The organism is Longimonas sp., assembly GCF_040409695.1.
In the GTDB taxonomy this organism is placed as follows: Bacteria; Bacteroidota; Rhodothermia; order Rhodothermales; family Salinibacteraceae; genus Longimonas.
Window position 1 is genome coordinate 1 of sequence record NZ_JARWGJ010000183.1, and the last position, 22792, is coordinate 22792.

Below are 22792 nucleotides of genomic sequence, written 5' to 3' on the forward strand. Positions count from 1 at the left end.
CCGCTTCATCGCCTGGGGAGGTCTCGGAGCGGCCGTCTTGCTCTGCTGCCCCCCCGTTGTTGCTTTGGTCTGCATCGTCAGAAGGCGGCATGTCCGCAGAGGGTGAATCGGGGGCTTCCCCCGACTCATCTTCGCGTTCCTCATCAGTGAGTTCGTCGGAGGGTTCGTCGGCATCGCGCTCTCCAGTGGAATCGCCTGCTTCATCGCCTTCCCCATCGCCGCGCTCATCTGGGGCACCGTCGGGATCTGCTTCGCTATCGGCATCGGGCGGATGTGCGTTGAGCTGCTCGTTCAACGCGTGCAGCTTGGGATGGTCAGGCGCGATCTGCAGGCCCTCAGCCACGGTTTCGCGGGCTGCGTCGAGGTCTTCGGCAAGGTAGTGCTGCGCTGCGCGGTGGAAGTACGCCTCACCGTTCTCTACTGCGCTCTGCCCTGAGGCATCTTGCGCATGCAGGGGGGCTGCGCACGCTACGCATCCTATAAACGCTACGCATCCTATAAGAAGAAGACGAAGCATACGACTGACTTGCTCTATACTCGCGTAGCACATATGCACCTGCAGTGGTCCGGGCAGCGTCGTTAGGGCAGCGTCATATCGCCGCCTATTGATCCTGTAAATGCGGCCCATGCAACGAGCAGCCATCCTACGATGAATGCGACGCCCCCCACGGGAGCTACAGCGCCCAGCACGGGTGTATCGGTGAGTACAAGCGTATACAGGCTCCCCGAGAAGAACGCGATGCCAACTAAGAAACTGACGCCGGCCCAGAACACCGTGGATGGCGCCCCAATGGCGAGCAGGGCCCCTACGATGATAAGGCCGACGGCGTGATACATGTGGTACTGCACGCCGGTGTTAAAGGTATCGACACGCTCAGGAGTAACACGCGCCTCCAGTCCGTGCGCGCCGTAAGCACCGAGGGCTACCGCAAGTCCGGCCAGTATGGCTCCAGCTACCAGAAAGAAGCGAATCATAGACAGTTAGGCGTACAAGCAAGTTACAAACGGTTGGAAGGCGCTACGCTTCGTTGGTCTCGGTGCTGGTATTCACATCGGCATCGAGATTGCTCTTGGACTCGCTATCGGCGCGTTCGGTTTTTGGGGTGCGAGACGGTTTGAGCAGAGACTGCAGGAGTGCTACATCAGAAGCATCACCCTCTTCAGGGACTTCGCTGCGATCGGCGTCGCCCCAGAGGCGTTCGATATTATAGTGCTCACGTTTTTCTTTATTGAAGATGTGGATAACGACATCGACGTAGTCGAGCACGACCCATTCAAGGGCTTCCATACCTTCACGTTGCCAGGGGCGCTCCTCGCACTCTTCTTTAACGCGCTGCATGACGCCATTGGCAATGGCGCGAATCTGCACATCTGAACCGCCTGTCCCGATCACAAAGAAGTCTGCCATTGCCGCTACGGAACGCAGATCGAGAACAACGATGTCAGTCGCCTTTTTTTCGGCCATCGCATCAACAGCGTGTGCTGCGATGAGATGCCCGGGATTGCGTGGTGGGCGGCGCGAGGGCGTATTGGCGGAAGACGTTGCAGGAGAAGACAGATCAGAAGCAGCCATGTAAAGAGGGCATTAGGTTCAGTGCGTGCGTTTGCGTATTGATGGTTACTCGGTTTGCTGAAACGGGCGAAGGGTCTCGTAATCGCTTCCGATCAGCACCGTAGCATCGAGGTAGAGATCTTCACGGACATCCTGGGTTACGTGCTCTGGATCCACCCCGAGCGCCTGCGCAACGCGGCGGGCAGACTCCATATCGTCAATGCGGTCAATGATCTGTGTGCGCTCGACATCGAACGAGCTATGGTTGCCAACCTCTACGACGTCGAACCCGTCGTCGCGCAGGTGCTGCATGACGGTTGCAGCCAGACCAGCGATGCCGACGCCGTTGCGCACCTCAACCTGGATCACGGATCCAACCAGATCGTCGGACGCCGCCGCTCGGTCCGGGTTAGCCGTCGGGGCACCTCCTGGCCGCGCAATGAGGCTGTAGAGCAGTACCGCGCACACCATGGCCAGAACGACTAAGCCGACGTTCAGAGCGATATTTCGGGTGCGTGGTTTTGCATTGCTCATACGCAAAACATGCAAGTCATGATAAGCCGCGTGCTGTGTACAGGCGCATCGTCTTTCGAAGCCGGGGCTCTGGCAAGCCGTAGCTCTGGCAAATGGGCCTGTGGGAGACAGCGTATTAGTTGCGCCAGAACAGGTTGCTGTGGCCTGCCGTGCCCGGCATGGTCGACATTCCCATGTGTGCGCCACGCATGCCGTAGCCTCCGTATGGACTCATGTAGCTTCCGTGGGGGCTCTGCTGCATCTGGAACCGAAACTCCATGTTTTCAGACGGGCGATAGGCCACCTCGGCGTTGCGCAAGAAGACCTGGGCGTCGGTCTGGTTGCCAAACATGTCGTTGCCTCCGAACGGCGAGTGGGCCAAGCTTACATCGACACGGGCAGCCCACTGCTCGTTAAACTGCCACATCATGCTGTTGGTGTACATGCCAAGCGAGGCGGTATTCCCGCCAAAGCGCGACATGGACATCTCGTACGTGTGCGACATGCGGAAGTGGTCGTCGCTGAACAGCGTGTTCAGGAGGTTGGTACTGGCCCCCTCGTCATACAGTGCGGTCGGAGCCGGTCCGTTCGCTGTATCACGCAGCTGCGCCTCAGCAGGCTGCAGCACACTGAGCATCAAAACAAGACAGAGCAGAGAAAAGAACATGCGCATGGGCGTTCACCTCAAGAGTCCAAAATAGAAAGGATACCGGTAGCCAGGTGTAGGAATCTACATACACATAAAGGCTACCCACATAGCGTGCGTTTGTTCGTTATTCGCAAACCGGTTCGTGATGTATAGCAAAGCCGGAGTCACGGTGCATTGCCGGGTTCATCACGAGGGTGTATTGTCCATGTTAGGGGTAGTCGCCAATCCTGAAGTGATTGACGTTATCAGAAGGACGGATAGATTATTTTGTGCGTCGCTTCGCTCAGATCTGGATGAGCGGCACAAAGAGCGCCTTGGCCGAGGCGCTGCGAGCGGCTTCCTGAATCAGTGATCAGACACCCACACGGTTTTCACGTTCACGAACTCACGGATCCCCTGCACGCCAAGTTCGCGTCCGTATCCGCTGTCTTTAATACCGCCAAACGGAAGGCGCGGATCGCTCTTTACCATTTTGTTCACAAAGGCACAGCCCGTATTTAGCTGCTGCGCGATCGCCTCGCCCTGGTCTACGTTACGCGTGAAGACCGTACCACCGAGCCCAAAACGGGTGTCGTTGGCCAGCTCCACGGCATCTTCGGCATCGGCAGCAACGACAATGGAGGCCACCGGACCGAATATTTCTTCGGTGAAGGCAACGCTGCCTGGAAGCACGTTGGTGAGCACCGTCGGAGGCACGTAGAAGCCATCGCTGTTGGGAACGGTGCCCGTAGCTTCGCGCGTAGCGCCATCATCAACAGCGCGCTCAACCTGATCGAGAACCGTATCGCGAAGATCGGCGCGAGCGAGCGGTCCGATGTCGGTGTCGGGATGCGAAGGGTCGCCCACGGTGAGGGCCTCTACGGCATCGACGACACGTTCTGTAAACGCATCCGCAATGGGAGCCTCCACAATGAAACGCTTTGCAGCAATGCAGCTTTGTCCGTTGTTCTGCATGCGAGCGCGCACCGCAACATCGGCAGCGGCGTCGAGGTCCGCATCCGCCAGGACGATGAACGGGTCGGAGCCCCCGAGTTCGAGCACGGTCGGTTTCAGGTGAGCCGCTGCCTGTTGTGCAACGGCCTTGCCGGCCTCTACGCTTCCGGTGAGCGTAACCGCCCGCACGCGGCGGTCGGCAATGCAGTCGCTTACAGCGTTTGTACCGATGCGAAGCGTCTGCACCTCTCCACGATCGAATCCGGCCTCAATACAGAGCTGCTCAATCGCGTCGGCGCATCCCATTGCGTTGGGCGCATGCTTCAGCAGCATTGTGTTGCCTGCCATGAGCGCCGGTGCGCCGAACCGGAAGCACTGCCAGAACGGGTAGTTCCAGGGCATCACGGCGAGCACCGGACCGAGCGGCTCGTATCGCACGTAGGAGCGGCGTGCCTCTGTGTCGACGGGCTCATGGGCCAGCATATCGGCTCCGTTGTTCGCGTAGTACCGGCACACGAGTGCGCACTTCTCGGCTTCTCCTTTGGCCTGCCGGATGGGCTTGCCGATCTCGCGCGTCATCAGCTCGGCCCACTCGTCTGAGCGCGCTTCGAGTGCGTCGGCGAGGGCATGCAGGCGGGTTGCCCGCTCCTCGAAGGAACGCGATCGCTGCAGCGCTGCGGCCTGTTCGGCTCTATCTAACCGGGCCTCGACCTCGCTGTCGGTGTGCGCCTTATACGTGCGCAACGTTGTGTTGGTAGCCGGATTCGTAGATGTGAACGTAAGGCGCATAAGCGGGAGAGGGCGTGCAGTAGGGCAGAACGTGTTCGTGCGGCGATGGGCGCGCAATCTAACGGGCGGCGCCTGCTCGTGGCGCCGCCCTATACCTGCTACTCATTGAGGGCCGCATCCTTTTGCTTCGAAGCTGCCTGGCGCGTGCTCTCAGACACACGCGGCACCATAAGAACTGGGCGGTTCGCTTTTTTGGCGAGCGTGCTGGCCGTGCTTCCCGTGATCCGGTCTTCGAGCTTGCCTCGGCCCTGTTTGCCCACGATCAGCAGCGTGCTTTCGTGCTCATCTGCCGTTTCCGTGATCACATCAGCCGGGTCGCCCCCGTCGGACCTCACGATCGACGTTGCATGAGATCCGGCTCGTTCTACAAGGCGGTTAAGTTTTTTACGTGCCAGCTCAATGGTTACCAGGTTTTTATTTGTGTTGCGAACCGTCATAAAAACAGCCTGCTCGGCCCCTTCCTGGGCCAACGACACGGCCATGTCTTCGGCGCTCCGAGCCGACGGCGAGAAGTCGGTGGCCAGCAGTATGCGATCAAATCCGTTGGTTCGCGCCTTGGTGCGTTTGGCCGCCCCGTCTTCGTCGGACGGCTCTACCTGGTCGAGCAAGACCGGGGTTTCGGTGAGGCGTAGCACTTCCGCAGCCGTCGATCCAATCAGGAGCCGCTTCAGCATGTTGTGCCCCCGCGAGGCCAGCAGGATGAGATCAGCCTGTTCGTCGCGTGCATAGTCTACGATGAACTCGGCCGGCGCCCCGGTGCCGAGTTTCGTATGCACGGTAATCCCCTGTTCACGAAGCGCCTCGGCTTTTTCCTCAAGCAGGTCTTTGTAGGTTTGCTTCCGGTCTTCGTCGGGGCCCTGCCCGTAACGGGCATCGAGCACATGCATCAGGGTAACGGTCGTCGTTCCAAGTTCTTGCAGCTTACCCAGATACTTAAGCTGCGAATCCGTAGCTGGCGAAAAGTCGACAGCTGAAACAACGTGCGAAAAGTGAGCCATGTTGGTCTGGTCAGTGAGTCATTGGGGATACAAGCACCATCTGCTGCATGACGTGCACACGCTACGGTTCCGTCTACATTCGCGATGCCGTGTTCATACCACAGGGGATATACGGAGCAATGTACACACCCCGCATCTCTAATATGCGTGTTGCACATGCATCACACAATAGGAGCACCTGCATCTGCGTGTGGGGGGTTCTCTTACAGTCCCTCACAAAAAAGACTTGCGCTTAAGAAGTGATTGCAGGAAGCGGGCTCTACAGCCCCACTTCGCGCTCCGTCCACGCAATCAGGCTTAGCGCTTGCTGCGCGATGGCGTGGAGTTCGTCTACAAAAACATCGGCAGGCGCTTCGGCGAGGGCCGCGGCCTGGTCGGCTACAAGGCGTGCTTCCTCTACCAATGCTTCGGAAACTCGGGGGTACAGGCTGAGCAGTGCTTGATGAACGTCGTGCACCCACTGCCCCATGCGGTACACGTTCATGCGCTCGTCAAAGTGACGCACAACCGCTGCCATCTGGTGCTGGCTGGATGCGTCGGCCACGTCGCTTCGCAGCAGGTAGAGCGCTGTATTCGACAGCGCAGTGCGCATCAAACGAATGCGTGCCTCGGCTTCCGTCACGGTCTCCTGCGCACTGGGGTCTCGGCCTAACCGGCGTTCCTCTACCGCCTGGTGGACATCGGAGGCTGTTGACAGCGTAGCCAGGAGCGTCATCGATTCGAGGACGGCGTTGGCGGAGGGAAAGTCTGTAGCCACGATCGTATGCGGTGTTATGAAATGAGTGACAGAGCAGGCCTCGATACAGTACGGAATAGACCGAAGCGTCGTGCCTACGTTTTAGGCAGAGCCCGCACGTCCCGTTCATCTGCGACGTTGCCTTGTCGCAGCATGCCGACACGGCAGGCTCTTACACCACGGCGCTACACCTCCAGGTAGTGCATGAAGGCTTCAACCCGTTCGGCCAGTTCGTCGTCATCGTCTCCGAAAGACGCGACCACTTCGTAGCCATTGTGTTCAAGCACGTGACGAAGGCGTGTTGTATCTGTCACGTTTAGCTTCAGCGTAACGCGGTGCTTCTGAGCATTGGTTTGCCCGGGCGTTTCGGATGCCACGGCCAGCACCTTGGCGTCGTTCTGCTCGATCAGGTGCACCAGTTTAGCCAGTGCATAGTCGCGCGGATCTACCTCAAGTGCGAGAATGGCTCCCGATGCCTGCGTGGAGAGCATCCGCGCAAACGTATCGAAGATGTCGTGGCGCCGAATCAATCCTACGTACTGCTCCTCTGCATCGGCAACCGGAACGGTACTGAGCCCGTGGCGCACCATAGTGCGTGCGGCATCGAACACATGGTCGTTGGGATGTACAGCGATCGGCTGGCGTGCTACCAGACCATCGATAGGCGTTGTGTGCGAATCAGCGGTCATTAGCGCTTCTTCTGACATGATCCCGATGAGGCGGTTCGAGTCATCCACAACAGGAAGATGACGCAGATGGTGCTCCATGAGCGCTCCAAGGGCTTCCCCCACCGTGTCTGTCACGTTGAGTGCAGGGGTGTCTCCATGTATGGCGTTGCGGACTTTCATGGCACTCGTCCGGGGGTACCGGCGGGTCAGTGGTAAGAATTACGATCACTGTAATGTACTGCAAAGCCTATGCCGTTGTGCCCCAGGCCCTGTCATATTTCAGGCTCGACACACTTGATGTTGGAGCATGATATTAAGGCGTGATGTTGAGGCGGTGCAGGCAAAATGGCGCCTCAGCTATCAAGTGCAGGCCCTAATAGTGAACTGGTGGGCAAGGAGCCTGTGCAATGGGCACGGCCTTGAATGCACGATCGCTCTGCTTGTCTGAGCTGAACGCGCCGTTGCGGCGACCTGTGTGTTTGGGACGTCCTGCAGCTATGCCGGAACTTCGGCTGGCTGCGGGTCTTCGTGCTGCCCAAACTCAAGCGCATCAACCATTTCGACGAGCCGCTGATCTTGCTTGTCTGATGCACGATACGTGATGTGCGCAACCGCCTGCGGCTTTTGCACCCCGTTAGAACTTTCATCTGTGTACACGTACTCCTCATTGAGAACTTCGGCAACGCGATGCACACGTGCGATGAGTGCTGGCTCGGTCACCGGTATTACAACGGTGCGCTCCACATAGTCCTTACGAATAAGTGCCAGCAGCTCTTCTTTGAGCTCTTCCACGCGAATCCCACGCAGTGCTGACACAAATACAGCATCCGGGTAGTCGCGTCGCAACGCACGGAGCAAGTGCGTATCGTCGAGCGCGTCGACTTTGTTGAAGACCAGCAGCTGCGGGATGTCGTGCGCCTCCAATTCCTCAAGCGTATCTTCGACGACCTGCATGTGGTCCTCAAAACGAGGGTGGGTTACGTCAACCACATGCATGAGCAGGTCGCTGGCGCGCACCTCGTCGAGCGTGCTCTTAAAGCTCTCGATGAGCCGGTGTGGCAGCTTTCGGATGAAACCGACCGTGTCTGAAAGCAGAACCTCCTCGACCCCATCCAGGGTAATGTTGCGCGTGGTGGCGTCGAGCGTCGCAAAGAGCTGATCTTCAGCGAAGACGTCTTCATCGGCCATGGCGTTCATGAGCGTCGACTTTCCGGCATTGGTGTAGCCAACAAGCGACACCTGCGTGTACGACCGCCGCGCCTTGCGCTGCGTCATGCGCTGCTGGTCAATCTTATCGAGCTTTTCCCGCAGCGTCGCAATACGTTTGTCGATGAGCCGCCGGTCGGTCTCGATCTGCGTCTCCCCCGGACCCTTGGTTCCAATTCCTCCTTTCTGGCGGGAAAGGTGCGTCCAGCGGCGCGTCAGTCGCGTGCGCAGATAGTGCAGCTGTGCCAGCTCTACCTGTGTTTTTGCAGCGGCTGTCTGAGCCCGTCCAGCAAATATGTCGAGAATCAGGGCTGAGCGGTCGAGCAGCTTCGCATCCATCTTGCGCTCGATGTTGCGAATCTGCACCGGCGCCAGGTCATCGTCAAAGATGACCAGGTCGGTTCCTTGCTCCGCAACCAGCCGTTTGATCTCGTTCACTTTTCCCGAACCGATGAAGGTCGCCGGGTCGATGCGCGTACGCGACTGCGTGACGCGGTCGGTAACGTGCGCTCCGGCGGTACGGGCCAGCTGCTCCAGTTCATTGAGATTGTCACGCACGGCCCAGCGTGAGGTGTCGGGCGTAATAACGCCAACGATAATGGCCGTTTCAGTCGTATCTGGAGAGGTTGCAATCAAAGAGGCAATGGGGCATTATGCGGGAGTATAACGAAGACAGGCATGGCACCTGTCGTGTGGAGGTTTTACGAACGGGGGAGGTGGGTGTTGCAGCCAGTGCGGCTGGCTCAGCGCTTATCTGGACGGGTGCCGACTGTAGGAAGCTCGCAGCGAGAAGGCAAAGCGGTCATCGAGTTTTCGCTTTACGACCTTCTCGAAGGCAGCGCGCTGCCGATCTGGCACGTCTATATCGAGTCGTTTCACGCCGCTTTGCGTGCGGTAAAAAAAGATAAAGTGCGCGCCACCCAACGCGGTGGGAGTCGTGCTGTAGTCAACGATGCGCCCCCATGGCACGGCGCGGCTTATGCGCACCACATCGTGCACAATGCCGTACTCTGTAATGAGCGTAGTACGTGCATGCCAGAGCGCAACAAACCAAAAAAGTCCGATAGCTGGGTATCCAAGCGCCAGCACCGGGTGGATCTTCGCTCCTGGCTCCCATGCCATGGTCATACCGGCTGCAACAGCCGTCAGAAAAAGAACCGGACTCAGGGGAAGTCCCCCAAGCAGGCCTGTGCGCCATGCAAGCAGCGGGCGCCGAACGCGCAGGCGACTGATTACCGCGACAAGCATAAGTGTCGAAGTCACTACAGTGGCAACTGCAACTGCAATAAGGTGGGCCGCTGCAAACACGGGTTGCTGCCGTTAAGAGAGGAACGGTTACCCGGCGTACGCACAGCCTGATTAAACGCTTGTTTTGGTTCTTTATTTGGGCTCCCAACGGGCGCCCCCAGAGAAATCCAAACGGGCTCTAAGACGTGCGAGACGCCGTTTCTGGCGTCCATAGGCGGGATACAGCTGTTTCTGCTATCACAAAAATCAACGCCAGCATCATAAAGACGTTCCAGAGCGCCCCGCCTGCTTGCTGCTGGTCGAGCGCCTCCGCAACGGCTTCGGGACGTGCGTCTACCGACAGTGCCTGTACATTCGCGATGCCGAGCGATTCATAGTGCGCGACGGCTTCGTCGGCAGATGCCGGGCGCAGGTCGGTCAGTGCCGCGTCGTGGTTCACGGCCAGGTGCTGCAGCACCTCTTGCTCCGTACGCAGGGCGTAGACCCCGGACGCCGACAGGCCCGGAATCGCCACGCTGGCTCCGCCTGGGCGCGGCGTAACATCGAGGCGGGTGCGCTGATCGCCGGGCCCTTCGAGCGTAACTTCGGCCTGTGGAGATAGCCCACGCAGCGTGTGGGAAGTGGGAACGCCGGTTGTTGCTGAAGCGCCTTCTACGGAGGCTCCGGCTGTTACGTAAAAGATCGACCGGTAGAGCAGCGGAACGAAGAGCCCACGGGTTGGAAGTTCGCTCCAGTCGAGGGTCGGCGCTACCGCGGCCGTCAATGCGCGCCCGGCTCCGACCGGCCACTCGTAGAGAAACGGTGCCCCGGTAGAGAGCGCGATCAGCGTCTGCCCCTGTCCGCCACGCGGCGTCCAGTCGAGTGCGGCCCAGATGGCAGGCCGTTCGAGGGAGGGGCTTCGGGTCGGGTCGCTGGTGTCGAACATGCCAGTAAACAGCGGATGGTCAAACGCCGCTTGCTCCAGCGTAGCAACCGACGTGTCGCCTCCTGGCGCTCCGCTGATGCCTCGCACGGTCCCCCCGCCCCACGACGCAAAGAGGGCGGAGTAGCTTTCGGCATCAGGCGTGGGGTGGGGGAAGAGCAGAACGCCCCCTCCTGCCTCAACATACTGCTGCAGACGCGCCCGCTCGCCCGACGCGACGCGTTCCGGTCCGACAAGGAGCACCGCGTCGTATGAGCTCAGATCGGCCTGTGCGAGGGCGTTGCGGTTGATGACGCGGGTCTCAAAAGTAAGGTCGCTTCCGGTGACGGCATCGGAGAGCGCCAGCTCTACGAACCGCGTGGACTGCCCTGGGCCGCGCACGAGAAGGATGCGGCGGGTTTCCGGAACGAAAAACGAAAGATAGCGGGCGTCGTCGGGGGCAAAGGCGTCGCCTTCGAGCTCGACGCGAGCGCGCACCCATCCACGCGAAGCAGGAGTAGCTGTGAATGTCGCCGTAACGGTTTCTCCGTCGGCAGGCGAAACCGTTGCCTGGGCAACACGCTCATCCTCGAAATACAGCGAGACGGCCTGTTCGCCTGCTGTCGCTCCACGGTGTTCGATTTGCGCCTCTACGTCGACAGGCTGCCCAGCCTCCACAATCGGACTGGCCACGCGTACATCGGTGATACCGGTGTTGGCGCGAGGCTGCGTGTCGACCGGGAGCAGAGCCAGCGCCACGTCGTCGGGCCAGGCCGTGCGGAGCGAGTCGCCCAGGCGTGTGCGCTGGAAGTCGGAGGCGACATACACTACCTTGCGTGGCTGTCCCGATTCGGAGACGCGCTGTGCAGCATCGAGGGCACGCTGTGCCAGTGGCGGGGTGCCCCCACGCGGTGCAACGGCATCGAGGTCGGCCTGTGCGGCGTTGCGGGTGCGCACCAGCCCCGCTGTCTGGTCGGGCGCAGGCACGGTGGCCCAGATGCCGGCCTGGTCGCCTGTGTCCATGGTGCGCAGTACGCCCTGCGCTCGCTGTACGGCCTGGTCGAGATAGGGACCGCTCGGACCGTCTTGCTGCATCGAGGAGCTGTTGTCTACAACGACGCCCAGCGCCGAGCGGGCGTCGGGGCCAAAGAGCGTGCCATCACCACTGCCCCAGTACGGGCGTGCAAACGCAAGCACCAGGAACGCAATTGCAAGCATGCGCAGTGCCAGCAGCAGCCACCGTTTGACCTGGATCTTCTGTACAGCTGCCTTCTCAATGGTCTGCACAAAAGCGAGCGAACTGAAGTCCACCCGTTGCGGTTTGCGCAGGTTGAAGAGGTGCAGCATAAGCGGAATGCTTACAGCAGCAAGTGCAAGCAGCACCAACGGGTTGAGAAACGTCACAGCGCGATACGCCAGATAGCGGGCAGAATACGGACCTGTGGTAGAACCGAGCCTTTGAACATGCAGTTCCTGCACGATACGCATCTGCCCCTGCGTGATGCTTGCTTCCGCCCGCATCCCCCTAATGCCAAACTGATACTAAGCTGATGCTACACTGATGCTACCGTTAAATTATTCGAGGCCGTTGCATCTGTACAAAACATGAAGCATCGCTTTTCCGTATCGTGCGCTGTATCGTTTATGGTACAGACCTTGTGGCTTATGGCTACACAGCGTGTACGCACCGTCTGTGCTTTCTTCTTTGCTTTCCCGATACCTTCCTTATGACCGACTCGCCCCCCTTAACTCGCGCTGACCTGCAAGGCGGCATTCGTATGACTGATGTCTCTGACCAACCCGACTCGATGCGCACTGCTGTTGCCACCGGCACCGTTGTTCTTGGCCCTGAAGCGTTTGAACGTGTAGAGAACAAAACCATCCGCAAAGGGGACGTGCTGAGCGTGGCCCAGATCGCGGGGATCATGGGTGCGAAGCAGACGAGCAAGCTGCTGCCCCTGTGCCACGATGTGCAGATCGACGGTGTAGAGGTCGAGTTTACGCTGGATGCTGAAAATCATGCCATTGAAATACGCGCATTCACGAAGTCGAAAGGCATCACTGGCGTGGAGATGGAAGCGATGACGGCAGTGTCGATTGCCGCGCTGACCATTCACGACATGTGCAAGTCGGTGACAAAAGAGATTCGCATCAACGACGTTCATCTGTTGGCCAAGACCGGCGGACAGAGCGGGAACTGGAAATCGAGTGAGTAACGCGCTCGCTCTGCATTGGCCGGTATTGCCCAATATTGCCCAGTATTGCCCAATTGTCTGGCACGCTCCGGACGGCTGTCTTTTCACGCTACCCCTTTAACTTCTGTCTGATCTATGGCTTCGACCGACGCTTCTGCCGATGACGCAGCAACAACGTCTGCTCTGGCATCCCGCGTAGCACAGCTGAGCACGTTCGCGGCGCTGGGCACGCTTTCATGCACGCAGAACGTAACGCACACTGTGCTACGCTCCATTGGTTCTATTGAGAGCACCGAGCCCGACCTGGTGGCCGAGGAGACGCTGTGCCTGCTTGCTACCGTAACAGCGCGGGCGGTGGCCGTGGGTCTGCGTGCCGAACCGGAGCAGGCCGAGGCGCTGGAACCGGTGTTGCTTCGCCTGCCCTTTCAGTACCGCGACTACCTGATCGGACACGCTATGGTTGAAGAGGAGGATCCTGACCTGGCTGCTACCGGCGAGGCGGTGCGTGAGCGCCTTGCCAAAAAGCAGCGCTTCTACGAAACGCACTTCCCCGAAGGCCAATTTCCGGGTCCGCGGGCGCTGGGCGACAAGCTGGAATTGTGGATGGGCCGCGTAAGCCCGCCCGGCCTGCCTACGACGCCGCAGGAGCGGCTGCAAGAGCTTCCCGTTCATGCGCCTATCGTTGCACATGCCAAGCTTATGCTGGCCTACACCCGACAAGGCGGACTTCCGGGCGATACGTCAGACGACACGTGAGGCGCTCGCGACAAGAAGCTCATGTGTAAAGCTCAAAAGGCCTGCTCGGAGCGGTGCCGTTCCAGGTACAGTACTCCAGGTGCGACACGAAAAAAGGGAAGGACATTGCGTCCTCCCCTTCGTTAGTTGACGGGTAGTAGATTAACGAACGGCTTGCCAGACGGCTTGGCGGGCTATCTGGCAGACCCCGGTAAGCGAATGCGATGCTCAATGCATGATGCTCGGAGCCCATTGCTGCCCAACTCTCTTCGTTCTACATGTCTCTACACGCTCGCCGCTTCGGTATCTTCGTCGGGCGACTCGTCTTCGACACGCGTGGCTCCAATCAACTTGTAGCCGATTCCATAGACACTGCGGATCGCCCACGTCGACTCTTCGTCGCCATCCATGACATCGCGCAGGGCATTCACGTGGCGATCGATGGTGCGTGTTTCCACTTCGGCGGGTAGGTTCCACACGTCGCGCAGGATCTGCTCGCGTGTGGCCGTGCGTCCACGCCGGCGAATGAGATACTCAAGCAGTGCATACTCCAGATCGGTGAGCTTAACCGGCTCGCCGTCTCGCGTAACCTTCTGCTGATTCAGGTCAACGCGGAGCCCTCCCACCTCAAACACACCGCCTTCTTCGGTCGCTTGGGCCTCGCGCCGAAGCAGCACTTCGATGCGTGCCATGAGCTCTTCCGTCGCGAACGGCTTGGTGAGGTAGTCGTCGGCGCCCGACTGAAAGCCTTGCATCTTGTGCTCGTGGTCGCCCAGCCCGGTGAGCATCAAGACAGGAGTCTGTACGCCTTCAGCCCGGGCCTGGCGCAGCACTGCAAAGCCGTCTCGGTCGGGCAGCTTGGCATCGAGAATGATGAGGTCGTATCCCGGAAGCGACACCGCCTCTTCACGCCCCGACTCGCCATCGGTTGTCATGGTCACGTCGTAATCTTGCGACTCCAGATAGAGCATCAGGCTGGTGCTTAGCTCTTCGTTGTCTTCGACGATCAGGATGCGGGGGGACTGGGCATTTTTCATAGCGCGATGAAGCGGGTACGGGCAGATCAGTGAACAGCGCAGTGGCTGCAGTGCTTTTGGCAGTTTGCTAATAATAGCACACTACAACCCACGGTTGCAAATACTTATCATACACAAACAGCCACGCCCTAATTGTGTGCCGATATTTCGTGTCGGCAATGAAACAATGCTGACAGCACCGTGCACCTGTTTGGATTTTTGGATTCCGAACCGTGTCTACTGCTGTGTCAATGCTCATTGTGATAGTCGCTCTGCAATCATCCCTCCACGAAGCCTGTCATGGTGAGCGAACGGCGAAGCCAGGAGTCGAACCATCTCCTCGGGGCTTGGTACCGCCAGATGGGCAGGGCCCTGCCCACTTCGGGGGAGATCTTTATTCACTGCGTTCATCAGTCGCTTCGCTCGTGTCAGGACTCCGCGTCTCCTTGGCGGAGCCGCTTTGCTCAAGATGACACTACGTGGACGAGGCATATTCTAACCCACACATTGACCGTTGACACTATACTACGAGGCAAGCGTGATGTGCGTAACGCCCGCGCCCCCTTCTTCGATGGGTGCGATGTCGAAGTGAGCTACATCGGGACGCTCGCGGAGTTGTTCGTGGATTGCTTCTCGCAGCGCGCCCGTTCCCTTGCCATGCAGAATCTCAACCTGGTTAAGCTGCGCAGCAACGGCATCGTCGATGAAGTGCTGCACGGTAAGAAGCGCCTCTTCTACGCGTTCGCCGCGTATGTCAATGCGATGCGAGGCCTGAAGCGCCGTCATAGGTGTGCTGTAGCTACTGCCGTTGGCCTCTGATCGGTCGCGCGCGCTGCCCACTTTTGTGAGTCGATGCAGAGGAACGCGCATGTGCATGGGTCCAGCGCCAACGAGCGCTTCGTTGTCCTCAAGCTCAAGCACCTCCACCTCGGTCGTCCCATCGTCGACCACGACCTGGTCGCCTTCCTGAATCGGTCCGTCGGCTTCTGCGGGCGCAGCCTTATCGTCTGACGTTGCGGATTCAGGCTGTTTTTGGGAAGACGAAGCTGAGCTCTTTTCCTCTTCGGCCTCGGCACTGCGCTCGTGCACCTCGGTCTTATAGTCCTCAAGCCGCTCGCGGGCGGCCTTGGTGGCCTCGCGTTCGGCTTCAGCTTCCTTAATCTCTCGGATGGTGCGCTCGACGCGCGCATTGGCCTCGTTCACAATGCGCTCGGCTTCTTCGAGCGCCTGCTGACGATACTTCTCACGCTCTTTCTCGATGGAGGTGCGCTTCTGCTGCATGCGCTCTCGTTCCGATTCGGCGCGGCGCTGGGCTTCCTCCGCTTTGCGCAGGCGTTGCTCCAGCTTTTGCGTCCGGGTCTCGAAGGTCTTCACAAGCTCCTCCAGCGCAGCCGTCTGCTCACCCGCCAGGGTTCGCGCCCGATCGATGAGCGAGGTGTCGAGTCCCATACGCTGGGCAATCTCGAACGCGTACGACGACCCGGGCACGCCCTGCTGGTACTGGTAGGTGGGCGCAAGCGTCTCCTGGTCGAACACCATCGACCCGTTTTCTACGCCCTCTGCCTCGTAGGCATAGGCTTTCAGAGCACCGTGGTGGGTCGTGGCCATGGTGCGCACGCCTGTGTCGGTGAGCCGCTCCAGCAGCGCCTGCGCCAGCGCGCCCCCTGCCTCGGGGTCGGTGCCTGTGCCCGCTTCATCGATCAGCACGAGCGTGTTCGGGGTCGCGTTGCGCATCATGTGGCGCAAGTTGGCCACGTGCGAGCTAAAGGTCGAGAGGTCATCTTCGATCGACTGCTCGTCGCCGATGTCAACGATAAGCTTCGACCAGAGCGGCAGCGAGCTGTGCGGCAGCGCCGGAATGGGCAGTCCGTAGGCAACCATGAGCGAGCAGAGGCCGACCGTTTTCATCGCCACGGTCTTCCCGCCAGCATTGGGCCCGGTAATAACCAGCGTGCTAAACTCGCGCCCCAGCTCCAGCGTGAGCGGCACGATGGGTTCGTCGGCGTCGGGCGTGTCGTTATGCAAGCGATGTAATACCAGCGCTGCGTTCCGAGCCTCTTCGAGCGCAACGTGTCCGTCGTCGTTCAGGTTCGGGACGTGGGCATCGATCTCGTTAGCCAGGCGGGCCTTGGCCTGCGTCAGGTCGAACTGGGCAAGCACCTGTAGATTCGTCTGGATAGCATCGGCCGTATGGCGGATGCGCGCGGTAGCGGCTCGCAAGATGCGTTCGATCTCGTTCCGCTCGTCGGCCTTTAGCTCGCTTACCTCATTGTTCAGCTGCAGGCATGCCGCCGGCTCAATGTATACCGTCTGCCCGGTTGCTGAGCTGTCGTGGATAAACCCGTCTACCTTGCGCTTCGCTTCGGCCCGGATGGGGATGACCATGCGTCCGGCTCGCAGGGTCGGCTGGTCTTCGGTCGCATATCCTTTCCCGATTGCTTTCTGCAGCTCGCGGTTGAGCGTGCGGCGCAGCGCGTTGCGCCGGTCGCGGATCTGGCGCCGGATGCGTAGCAGCGCGTCGGAGGCGTCGTCGCGTACGGTGCCGTCGTCATCGATTACGGCCTTCAGGTGCGCTTCTACGTCGTCGAGCGGATCGATGCGACGCGCGCTCTTGGCCAGCGACGGGTAGTCGGCCCGGCGGTCGGCGCAGTAGCGGGCGATGCGCTGACTGGTTACGAGCACCTGCCGCACCGCATGCAGGGCTTCAGCAGAAACGTACGCGTCTTCGGGACGCGCTTTGCGTAGCACTTCACGAATGTCATGCACGTGCTGCAGCGGAGGAGCCGTATCAAACTGCAAGGCCTGCTGGTACTCATGCACCCGGTCGAGTTCGGAGGCCAGCCAGCCCTGCGTCCGTGCGGGTGTCATGCCGTCGAGACGCTCTTGCCCCATCGCGCCTTTGACCAGCTGACCCAGCCGACGCCGAACGATGTCGAAACCGAGCTTTTCTTCGATGGAGACGGGGTATGTGTGCATCCTAACTGTAAACTGTACCAGGTAAAACAAAGCGGCAGGCCGCAAAACAGACGGTCGACGCCAGCGCTGCTGGCATCGACCGCATCAACGTAACGGACCGGGCTCGGAACAGGTGCCTGTGCCCACGCCCGAAGCTACGATTTTACATGTTCATGACGCGTGCCCCCATGTTACGAGCGGGGCCCCACGTGGCTATGGTCGCCGACGTTCAACACGGTCGGAGCAGGGTCGACCGTGGCATGCTGGCCGACAAGGGTTTCTTCGAGGACCGCGTTGGCGACGGTCGCTTCGGCAAACACGATGCTGTCGCGCACAACCGCACTGCGCACCGTGGCCCCCGCTTCAATTGACACATTGGGGCCGACAACAGCATCTTCTACAACCGCACCGGGACCAATGAATACCGGCTCGTGAATCACGCTGTTGGTTACAGTTCCCTGGTGGTTGTCTTCAGGCTCGCGCTCCAGCATCCGCCGGGTTGTGTCGAGAAGCGACGGGATCGTGCCGCAGTCCATCCATGCATCGACCGATGCTGTCTTAAACACCGCTCCTTCCTGGAGCATGCGGTCGAATGCATCAGTGAGCTGGTACTCATCGCCCTTTCCGCGAATATTGTTTTCGATGAGGTACTCAATCTCCCGATGCAGCCAGGCAAGATCGTCGACGTGATAGATCCCAATAATTGCCTCGTTCGAGATGGGCTCATCCGGCTTCTCAACGAGACGGACAACCTGCTCTCCCTCACGCACAGCAACGCCAAAGCGGCTCGGATCATCGACCTCGCGCACCCACATGGTCACGTCGGCTCCTTCGAGCGAAACGGTATCGCTCATCCCAAAGAGCGTATCGGCAAAGACGACGATGCCGCTTCCGTTAAGGTATTCCTCGGCAGATCCAACTGCATGTGCGGTGCCGAGCGCTTCGTCTTGTACGGCAAACTCGGCTTGCATGTCGTTGCGCTCGCAGATCGCCGTAAGATCGTCCCGGACTTCCTGTCCGAAGTCGGGCCCGAGCACAAACACCCCTGTGTCGATATCTGCTTCGATTGCCTCTGAGAAGGTATCGACGATGCGCTCCACGATCGACGTGCCCCGTACGGAAAGGAGAGGCTTGGGCGTGACATGCGAGTGCGGGCGAACGCGTGTGCCGCGCCCGGCCATTGGAATAATTAGCTTCATGATCGTTCGGGTGAGAAGTCTAAAGATAGTGAAAGCCCCTCTTGTAGCACCCTGTGCGATCCGGCATGTTCTGCACGCGACGTACAAGCCGCGTACAGCCTGCGTTAGGCCGCCCAACAGGCCATATTAGAGGGTTTGCTGTACAAAACTTTTGTGGGAGCATGATACAGGGAAACACAGCACGATTGCCAAAAATATTTGATCAAACCCTGTCAGCAGATCGAACGACCGCATACGCTCCCCTGTGCCAGCCCCCACAGTACACGACAACACCTGAGCGAGCCTTCACAGAACCGGCCTGCACAGAACCGGCCTTCCCACTCCCTCGGCACGTCATCCCGAGCGCAGTCGAGGGATCTCCCCGGAATCGGCGGAATCAGACCGCAGAGAGACAGCGATCCGTCCTTGTTTCCGCTCGGCTCAAAGAGATTCTTCGTCGCTGCGCTCCTCAGAATGACGAAAACCTGGGTGTGTGAAGGAGCATGTGAGTTTTGTCATGTACCATGGCCAGCCCCTGTGCCAGATCGTGCGCATCCCTCTGCCTGTCGTGTACACTATTCTGAACGACTTCTGTGCGCCAGACTCGGCACGCAACCACGTTGCAACGATTTCTGGCTGTTTGAGGCGCTCTGTTTCTCGCTGGCATACGGGTTGTAGTATGTATAGATGCGGTATCGTAGCATCGTGCTTCTGCCGTGCTGTTGCCCAGGTTGCGGTGTTACACCCGCCTGTCATACGCTCTCGTGTCGATTGCCTTACGATCACCGGGCAGTTTCTTTCTATCTCTTATTTTTTGCTTCGTCTATGAGCCACCGATTCCGACACTCTACCTATGCACTGCTTGCCTTGCTTCTTGTGAGCGGGTTACTCTGGACCGGCTGTGAGTCGCTCAGCAATACGGAGCAAGGGGCTATTATAGGCACAGGCGCTGGGGGCGCCGCCGGAGCCGCTATCGGACGCGCCGCCGGGGGAACGGCTGAGGGCGCTATCCTGGGTGCTGTGATTGGGGGCACCGCTGGCGCGATTATCGGGCAGCGCATGGATCGCCAGGCCCAGGAGCTGGACGAAGAGCTTGAGGATGCGGAGGTCGAGCGCGTTGGCGAAGGCATCAAAGTCACATTCGAATCCGGTATCCTGTTTGACTTCGACTCATCGGAGCTGCGCCCGGCCGCGCGCCGCAACCTCTCTGACCTGGCCCAGAGCGTGCGCGACTTCGAAGACACAGAACTCATGATCGTAGGTCATACCGACTCACAGGGCGCTGCCTCATACAACCAGGGCCTGTCTGAACGTCGCGCCAACGCTGCGTATGCCTACCTCGCCAACCAGGGCGTGCGTCCCAGCCGCATGACAGCGCTCGGACGGGGCGAAGAGGAGCCTGTTGCGTCGAACGCAAGCGCGGAAGGACGCCAGCAGAATCGCCGGGTAGAGGTTGCCATATATGCCAGCGAAGAGTATCGCAACCGCGTGCAACAGCAGCAATAGTGCTGTCCCTTCGATGCTTCTCACCGTACCGTTATGCTTCCCATGAAACATACGCAGAGTCGACTTCCTATGAGCATTCTGTCAAACGAATCGCTCCCCACTACCGTGTTTGTCCAACAGATTCTTTTATCCATGCGTACCTCCGTACCTTTTTCTGGCATGCTACGTAGCGCAGGCGCTTCGTGCCTGGCTCTGGCTTTGCTCCTTTCGTTCTCGCTTCCTGCTCTTGCCCAGAGCGAAGGCGATGATCTTACGCAGCAGCTGCAGCGAGCCTACGAGCAAGGCATGCAGGCCGGGCAGCAGGGCAACCATGAAACGGCTTATGCCAGCTTAGAAGAAGCCATTAGCCTGGCCGAAGAGGCCGAACAGAACCGCGCGCGCCGCCAGATCGCTGATAACCTTGTACGCATGGCAAAGAACTGGGGCAACAACGCTCTTGAAGACGAGCGCAACGAAGACGCGCTCATGCACTTTGAAAAGGGAGCCAATTACGATCCGGAAGATGCGTACTTCTTCTACGGCATGGGACTGGCCGAACTCCGCCTTGAAAATGAGGAGGCTGCCATGGAGCATATGCAAGAAGCCCTGCGTGTCGGCGAAGACACAGGCAACCAGCGCGTCGTTGGTCTTGCGACCGAACGTGTACGCGACGAATATATCTTCCGGGCCTCTCAGGCGCTTTCGGCTGACAACGTAACCTCGGCCAACATTGAGGATGCGCTTGAGGCGCTCGACACGCTCGAGGAGTTTGTCGATCCGAACGATCGCTCGTACTTCTACCGTGCCGTTGCCCTCTTCGAACGAGGCGACTACGACGATGCGATCGCCAATGCCCGTCAGGGACTCGACCTGCACACGGGGAGCCGGTCGGATGCAGCGCGCTTTCACTTTGTAATCGCAGAATCGCTGTTTCAGATGGGCAACACCGAAGAGGCCTGTGCGGCCTTTGAGGACGCGGCCTTCGGCGACTATCGCGCACGTGCCGAGCACTATCTCGAGAATGAGTGCAGCTAACTTTGAAGCGTATACGCTGTCGTAGCTGCCAGCGCACAATCAACGCCAAAAGGAAAAGCGGTCGATGGAAGGTGTCCATCGACCGCTTTTTTATGTACGCCTGTGTTACGAAAGCACCGGGTTACTCATCGCGTTCATAGATCGGAGCGCCTCCCAGATACGTAGCGATGACTTCTGCATCCAGGATCTCGGTCTCTGGGATACGCATGATGTCATCCGACAGGATCACAAAGTCTGCGTAGTAGCCTGGCGCGAGCTGTCCGCGGTCGTCTTCGTTGAAGGCGGCATAGGCGGCGCCGTGCGTGAACCCGCGCAGTGCCTGGAAGCGGGCCATCCGCTCCAGCGGCTGCCAGCCTCCCTCCGGCTCGTGGCTGCTATCTTGGCGGGTAACAGCAGCGTGAAAGCCCTGTAGCGGATCGACCGGTTCCACCGGGAAGTCCGACCCAAACGCAAGACGCACGCCCCGCTCTTTGAGCGACTGCCAGGCATAAGCGCCCTGCACCCGGTCGGCTCCGAGCCGGTCTTCAGCCCAACCCATATCGCTGGTTGCGTGCATCGGCTGCATGGAGGCGATGATGCCCAGTTCCACGAACCGGCCCATGTCTTCCGGGTCGAGCACCTGGGCGTGCTCAATCCGATGCCGCCCCGGCCCGGTGCCCTGTGCTTCTTGTGCCAATGCATAAGCGTTCAGCACCTCACGGTTGCCGCGGTCGCCGATAGCATGCGTGTTGACCTGGTAGCCACATCTTAGCGCCGTGCGCACATCGTCTTCAAGCCCTTCTGGGGAACGCATTAGCAGGCCGTCGTTGCCGGGATCGTCGCTGTAGTCGTGCAACAACGCCGCTCCCCGGCTTCCAAGTGCACCATCCATGTAGAACTTGACGCTGCGCACGCTCAGGCGCCCCTCGTAGTCGTGGATCAGCCCGTCTGCGCAGTAGTGGTCGAACGTCTCTCCGCGACCATCAACCATAGCATGTACGCGGAGCGGAAAGCGGTCGGCATCGATGAATCGCTGGTAGCGCTCGATGCTGGCCCGGCTGATGCCTGCGTCGTGGACGCCGGTCAGCCCCAGACGTGCCGTCGTAGCAAGGGCTTCGTCGAGCGCGTCGTCGAGCTGGGCGCTCGTGGGAGACGGGATTTCAGCGCGGACCGGCTGCATGGCGGTGTCAATCAGGATGCCGGTAGGCATGCCTTCAGCATCGCGACGGATGGCGCCGCCCTCGGGGTCGTCCATCGCGGCAATTGCGTCGAAGCCCGCGGCCTCCAGCGCAGCGGTGTTCACCCACGCGGCGTGGCCATCAATCCGCACCAGGTAGACCGGACGGTCGGGGAAAGCCTCATCGAGATCCTGGCGGGTCGGGAAGTCGCCCTCGCCCGGCCATTCGTTCTGATCCCACCCACGCCCTTCGAGCCAGGCTCCCTCGGGCAGGTCGTCAGCAAACGCCTCAAGCCGCTCGATCACCTCTGGTACCGAGCCAGCGCTAACGAGATCGGCCTGCAGAAACGTTTCTGCCAGTCCGGTAAGGTGTCCGTGTGCGTCGATGAGTCCAGGCACAATGGCGCGGCCCTCAGCGTCGAGGGTGGGCGCATCGGGGTAGGCGCCCCGCACCTGCTCGTTGGTGCCAACCATGAGCACCCGCTCGCCCCGTATCGCCATAGCTTCGACCGTGGGGTGGGCCGACGTCATCGTGTAGATGGTGGCGTTGTGCACCACCCGGTCGGCCTGTGCCTGTGCGGCAGTAGGAAGAAAGAGGAGCAGGAGCGCCGTGCAGGCAAAGAGGCCCAGGAGCCCACCCGATAGCGCGGAAAGTTTTTTGTGCATAAAACTGTTTGTGCGTAAATGAAAAAGCGCTTTCATGTAAGATAGCAGCCGCCCAGGGCAGATGCGAACGCTGCCCGGAAGCCGAGCCCGTTCGCATCCAAAATGATTCTAATTCTTCAACATTCCTGTACGGATTCGCTGTCGCAACATTGAACCCGGCATTTATCGATTCGTTTGG

General features: G+C 59.8%; 19 protein-coding genes and 1 pseudogene. 4 read left to right on the top strand and 16 right to left on the bottom strand.

Going from position 1 to position 22792, the window contains the following annotated elements; translation table 11 throughout:
- From PPP56_RS11050 to PPP56_RS11105, 12 genes and pseudogenes are all read right to left on the bottom strand, one after another.
- Window positions 1-517, bottom strand: a pseudogene (locus PPP56_RS11050) (hypothetical protein); the annotation flags it as partial.
- Window positions 518-579: 62 nt separating this feature from the next.
- Window positions 580-975, bottom strand: a complete 396-nt coding sequence (locus PPP56_RS11055) for a DUF423 domain-containing protein (protein WP_353564102.1) — start codon at window positions 973-975, stop codon at window positions 580-582.
- Window positions 976-1018: 43 nt separating this feature from the next.
- Window positions 1019-1573: a ribosome silencing factor gene (gene rsfS, locus PPP56_RS11060; protein WP_353564103.1), complete on the bottom strand. Its 555-nt coding sequence runs from the start codon at window positions 1571-1573 to the stop codon at window positions 1019-1021.
- A gap of 45 nt (window positions 1574-1618) precedes the next feature.
- Window positions 1619-2086, bottom strand: coding sequence for a LytR C-terminal domain-containing protein (locus tag PPP56_RS11065; RefSeq protein ID WP_353564104.1), 468 nt, complete (start codon window positions 2084-2086; stop codon window positions 1619-1621).
- Window positions 2087-2201: 115 nt separating this feature from the next.
- The gene (locus PPP56_RS11070; protein WP_353564105.1) at window positions 2202-2702 is read right to left on the bottom strand and encodes a hypothetical protein; all 501 of its coding nucleotides are present in this window, start codon (window positions 2700-2702) and stop codon (window positions 2202-2204) included.
- 357 nt (window positions 2703-3059) lie between these two features.
- Window positions 3060-4436 (bottom strand): NAD-dependent succinate-semialdehyde dehydrogenase, encoded by a 1377-nt coding sequence (locus PPP56_RS11075; RefSeq protein ID WP_353564106.1) that lies wholly within the window; start codon window positions 4434-4436, stop codon window positions 3060-3062.
- A 98-nt stretch (window positions 4437-4534) separates the two neighbouring features.
- The gene (locus PPP56_RS11080) at window positions 4535-5434 is read right to left on the bottom strand and encodes a universal stress protein (protein ID WP_353564107.1); all 900 of its coding nucleotides are present in this window, start codon (window positions 5432-5434) and stop codon (window positions 4535-4537) included.
- A 259-nt stretch (window positions 5435-5693) separates the two neighbouring features.
- Window positions 5694-6191, bottom strand: a complete 498-nt coding sequence (locus PPP56_RS11085; protein ID WP_353564108.1) for a hypothetical protein — start codon at window positions 6189-6191, stop codon at window positions 5694-5696.
- A 164-nt stretch (window positions 6192-6355) separates the two neighbouring features.
- Window positions 6356-7018: a CBS domain-containing protein gene (locus tag PPP56_RS11090; protein WP_353564109.1), complete on the bottom strand. Its 663-nt coding sequence runs from the start codon at window positions 7016-7018 to the stop codon at window positions 6356-6358.
- A 315-nt stretch (window positions 7019-7333) separates the two neighbouring features.
- A complete protein-coding gene (hflX, locus tag PPP56_RS11095) occupies window positions 7334-8680 on the bottom strand; it encodes a GTPase HflX (RefSeq protein WP_353564110.1) in 1347 nt (448 codons plus the stop codon).
- Window positions 8681-8794: 114 nt separating this feature from the next.
- Entirely contained in the window at window positions 8795-9307 is a 513-nt protein-coding gene (locus PPP56_RS11100) for a hypothetical protein (protein ID WP_353564111.1), read from the bottom strand.
- A gap of 163 nt (window positions 9308-9470) precedes the next feature.
- Window positions 9471-11597, bottom strand: a complete 2127-nt coding sequence (locus PPP56_RS11105; RefSeq protein WP_353564112.1) for a BatA domain-containing protein — start codon at window positions 11595-11597, stop codon at window positions 9471-9473.
- Window positions 11598-11920: 323 nt separating this feature from the next.
- On the opposite strand from PPP56_RS11105, the gene moaC reads away from it, so the two are divergent.
- Together moaC and PPP56_RS11115 are read left to right on the top strand one after the other, a co-directional pair.
- Entirely contained in the window at window positions 11921-12409 is a 489-nt protein-coding gene (gene moaC, locus PPP56_RS11110; protein ID WP_353564113.1) for a cyclic pyranopterin monophosphate synthase MoaC, read from the top strand.
- Between the two features lie 114 nt (window positions 12410-12523).
- Window positions 12524-13144, top strand: a complete 621-nt coding sequence (locus tag PPP56_RS11115; protein WP_353564114.1) for a hypothetical protein — start codon at window positions 12524-12526, stop codon at window positions 13142-13144.
- A 263-nt stretch (window positions 13145-13407) separates the two neighbouring features.
- Here the strand turns inward: PPP56_RS11115 and PPP56_RS11120 are convergent, their stop codons facing one another.
- From PPP56_RS11120 to PPP56_RS11130, 3 genes are all read right to left on the bottom strand, one after another.
- The gene (locus PPP56_RS11120; protein WP_353564115.1) at window positions 13408-14160 is read right to left on the bottom strand and encodes a response regulator transcription factor; all 753 of its coding nucleotides are present in this window, start codon (window positions 14158-14160) and stop codon (window positions 13408-13410) included.
- A 504-nt stretch (window positions 14161-14664) separates the two neighbouring features.
- Window positions 14665-17115, bottom strand: a complete 2451-nt coding sequence (locus tag PPP56_RS11125; RefSeq protein ID WP_353564116.1) for an endonuclease MutS2 — start codon at window positions 17113-17115, stop codon at window positions 14665-14667.
- 170 nt (window positions 17116-17285) lie between these two features.
- On the bottom strand, window positions 17286-18293 hold the full coding sequence (locus PPP56_RS11130; protein WP_353564117.1) for a sugar phosphate nucleotidyltransferase: 1008 nt from the start codon (window positions 18291-18293) through the stop codon (window positions 17286-17288).
- Window positions 18294-19097: 804 nt separating this feature from the next.
- Here PPP56_RS11130 and PPP56_RS11135 point away from each other — a divergent pair.
- Both PPP56_RS11135 and PPP56_RS11140 read left to right on the top strand, forming a co-directional pair.
- Complete coding sequence (locus PPP56_RS11135) at window positions 19098-19778, top strand: YiaD family glycine zipper/OmpA-like lipoprotein (protein WP_353564118.1); 681 nt, start codon at window positions 19098-19100, stop codon at window positions 19776-19778.
- 69 nt (window positions 19779-19847) lie between these two features.
- Window positions 19848-20792, top strand: coding sequence for a tetratricopeptide repeat protein (locus tag PPP56_RS11140; RefSeq protein WP_353564119.1), 945 nt, complete (start codon window positions 19848-19850; stop codon window positions 20790-20792).
- 121 nt (window positions 20793-20913) lie between these two features.
- On the opposite strand, the gene PPP56_RS11145 is transcribed toward PPP56_RS11140, so the two are convergent.
- Window positions 20914-22614, bottom strand: a complete 1701-nt coding sequence (locus tag PPP56_RS11145) for an amidohydrolase (protein ID WP_353564120.1) — start codon at window positions 22612-22614, stop codon at window positions 20914-20916.
- Window positions 22615-22792 lie beyond the last annotated feature (178 nt).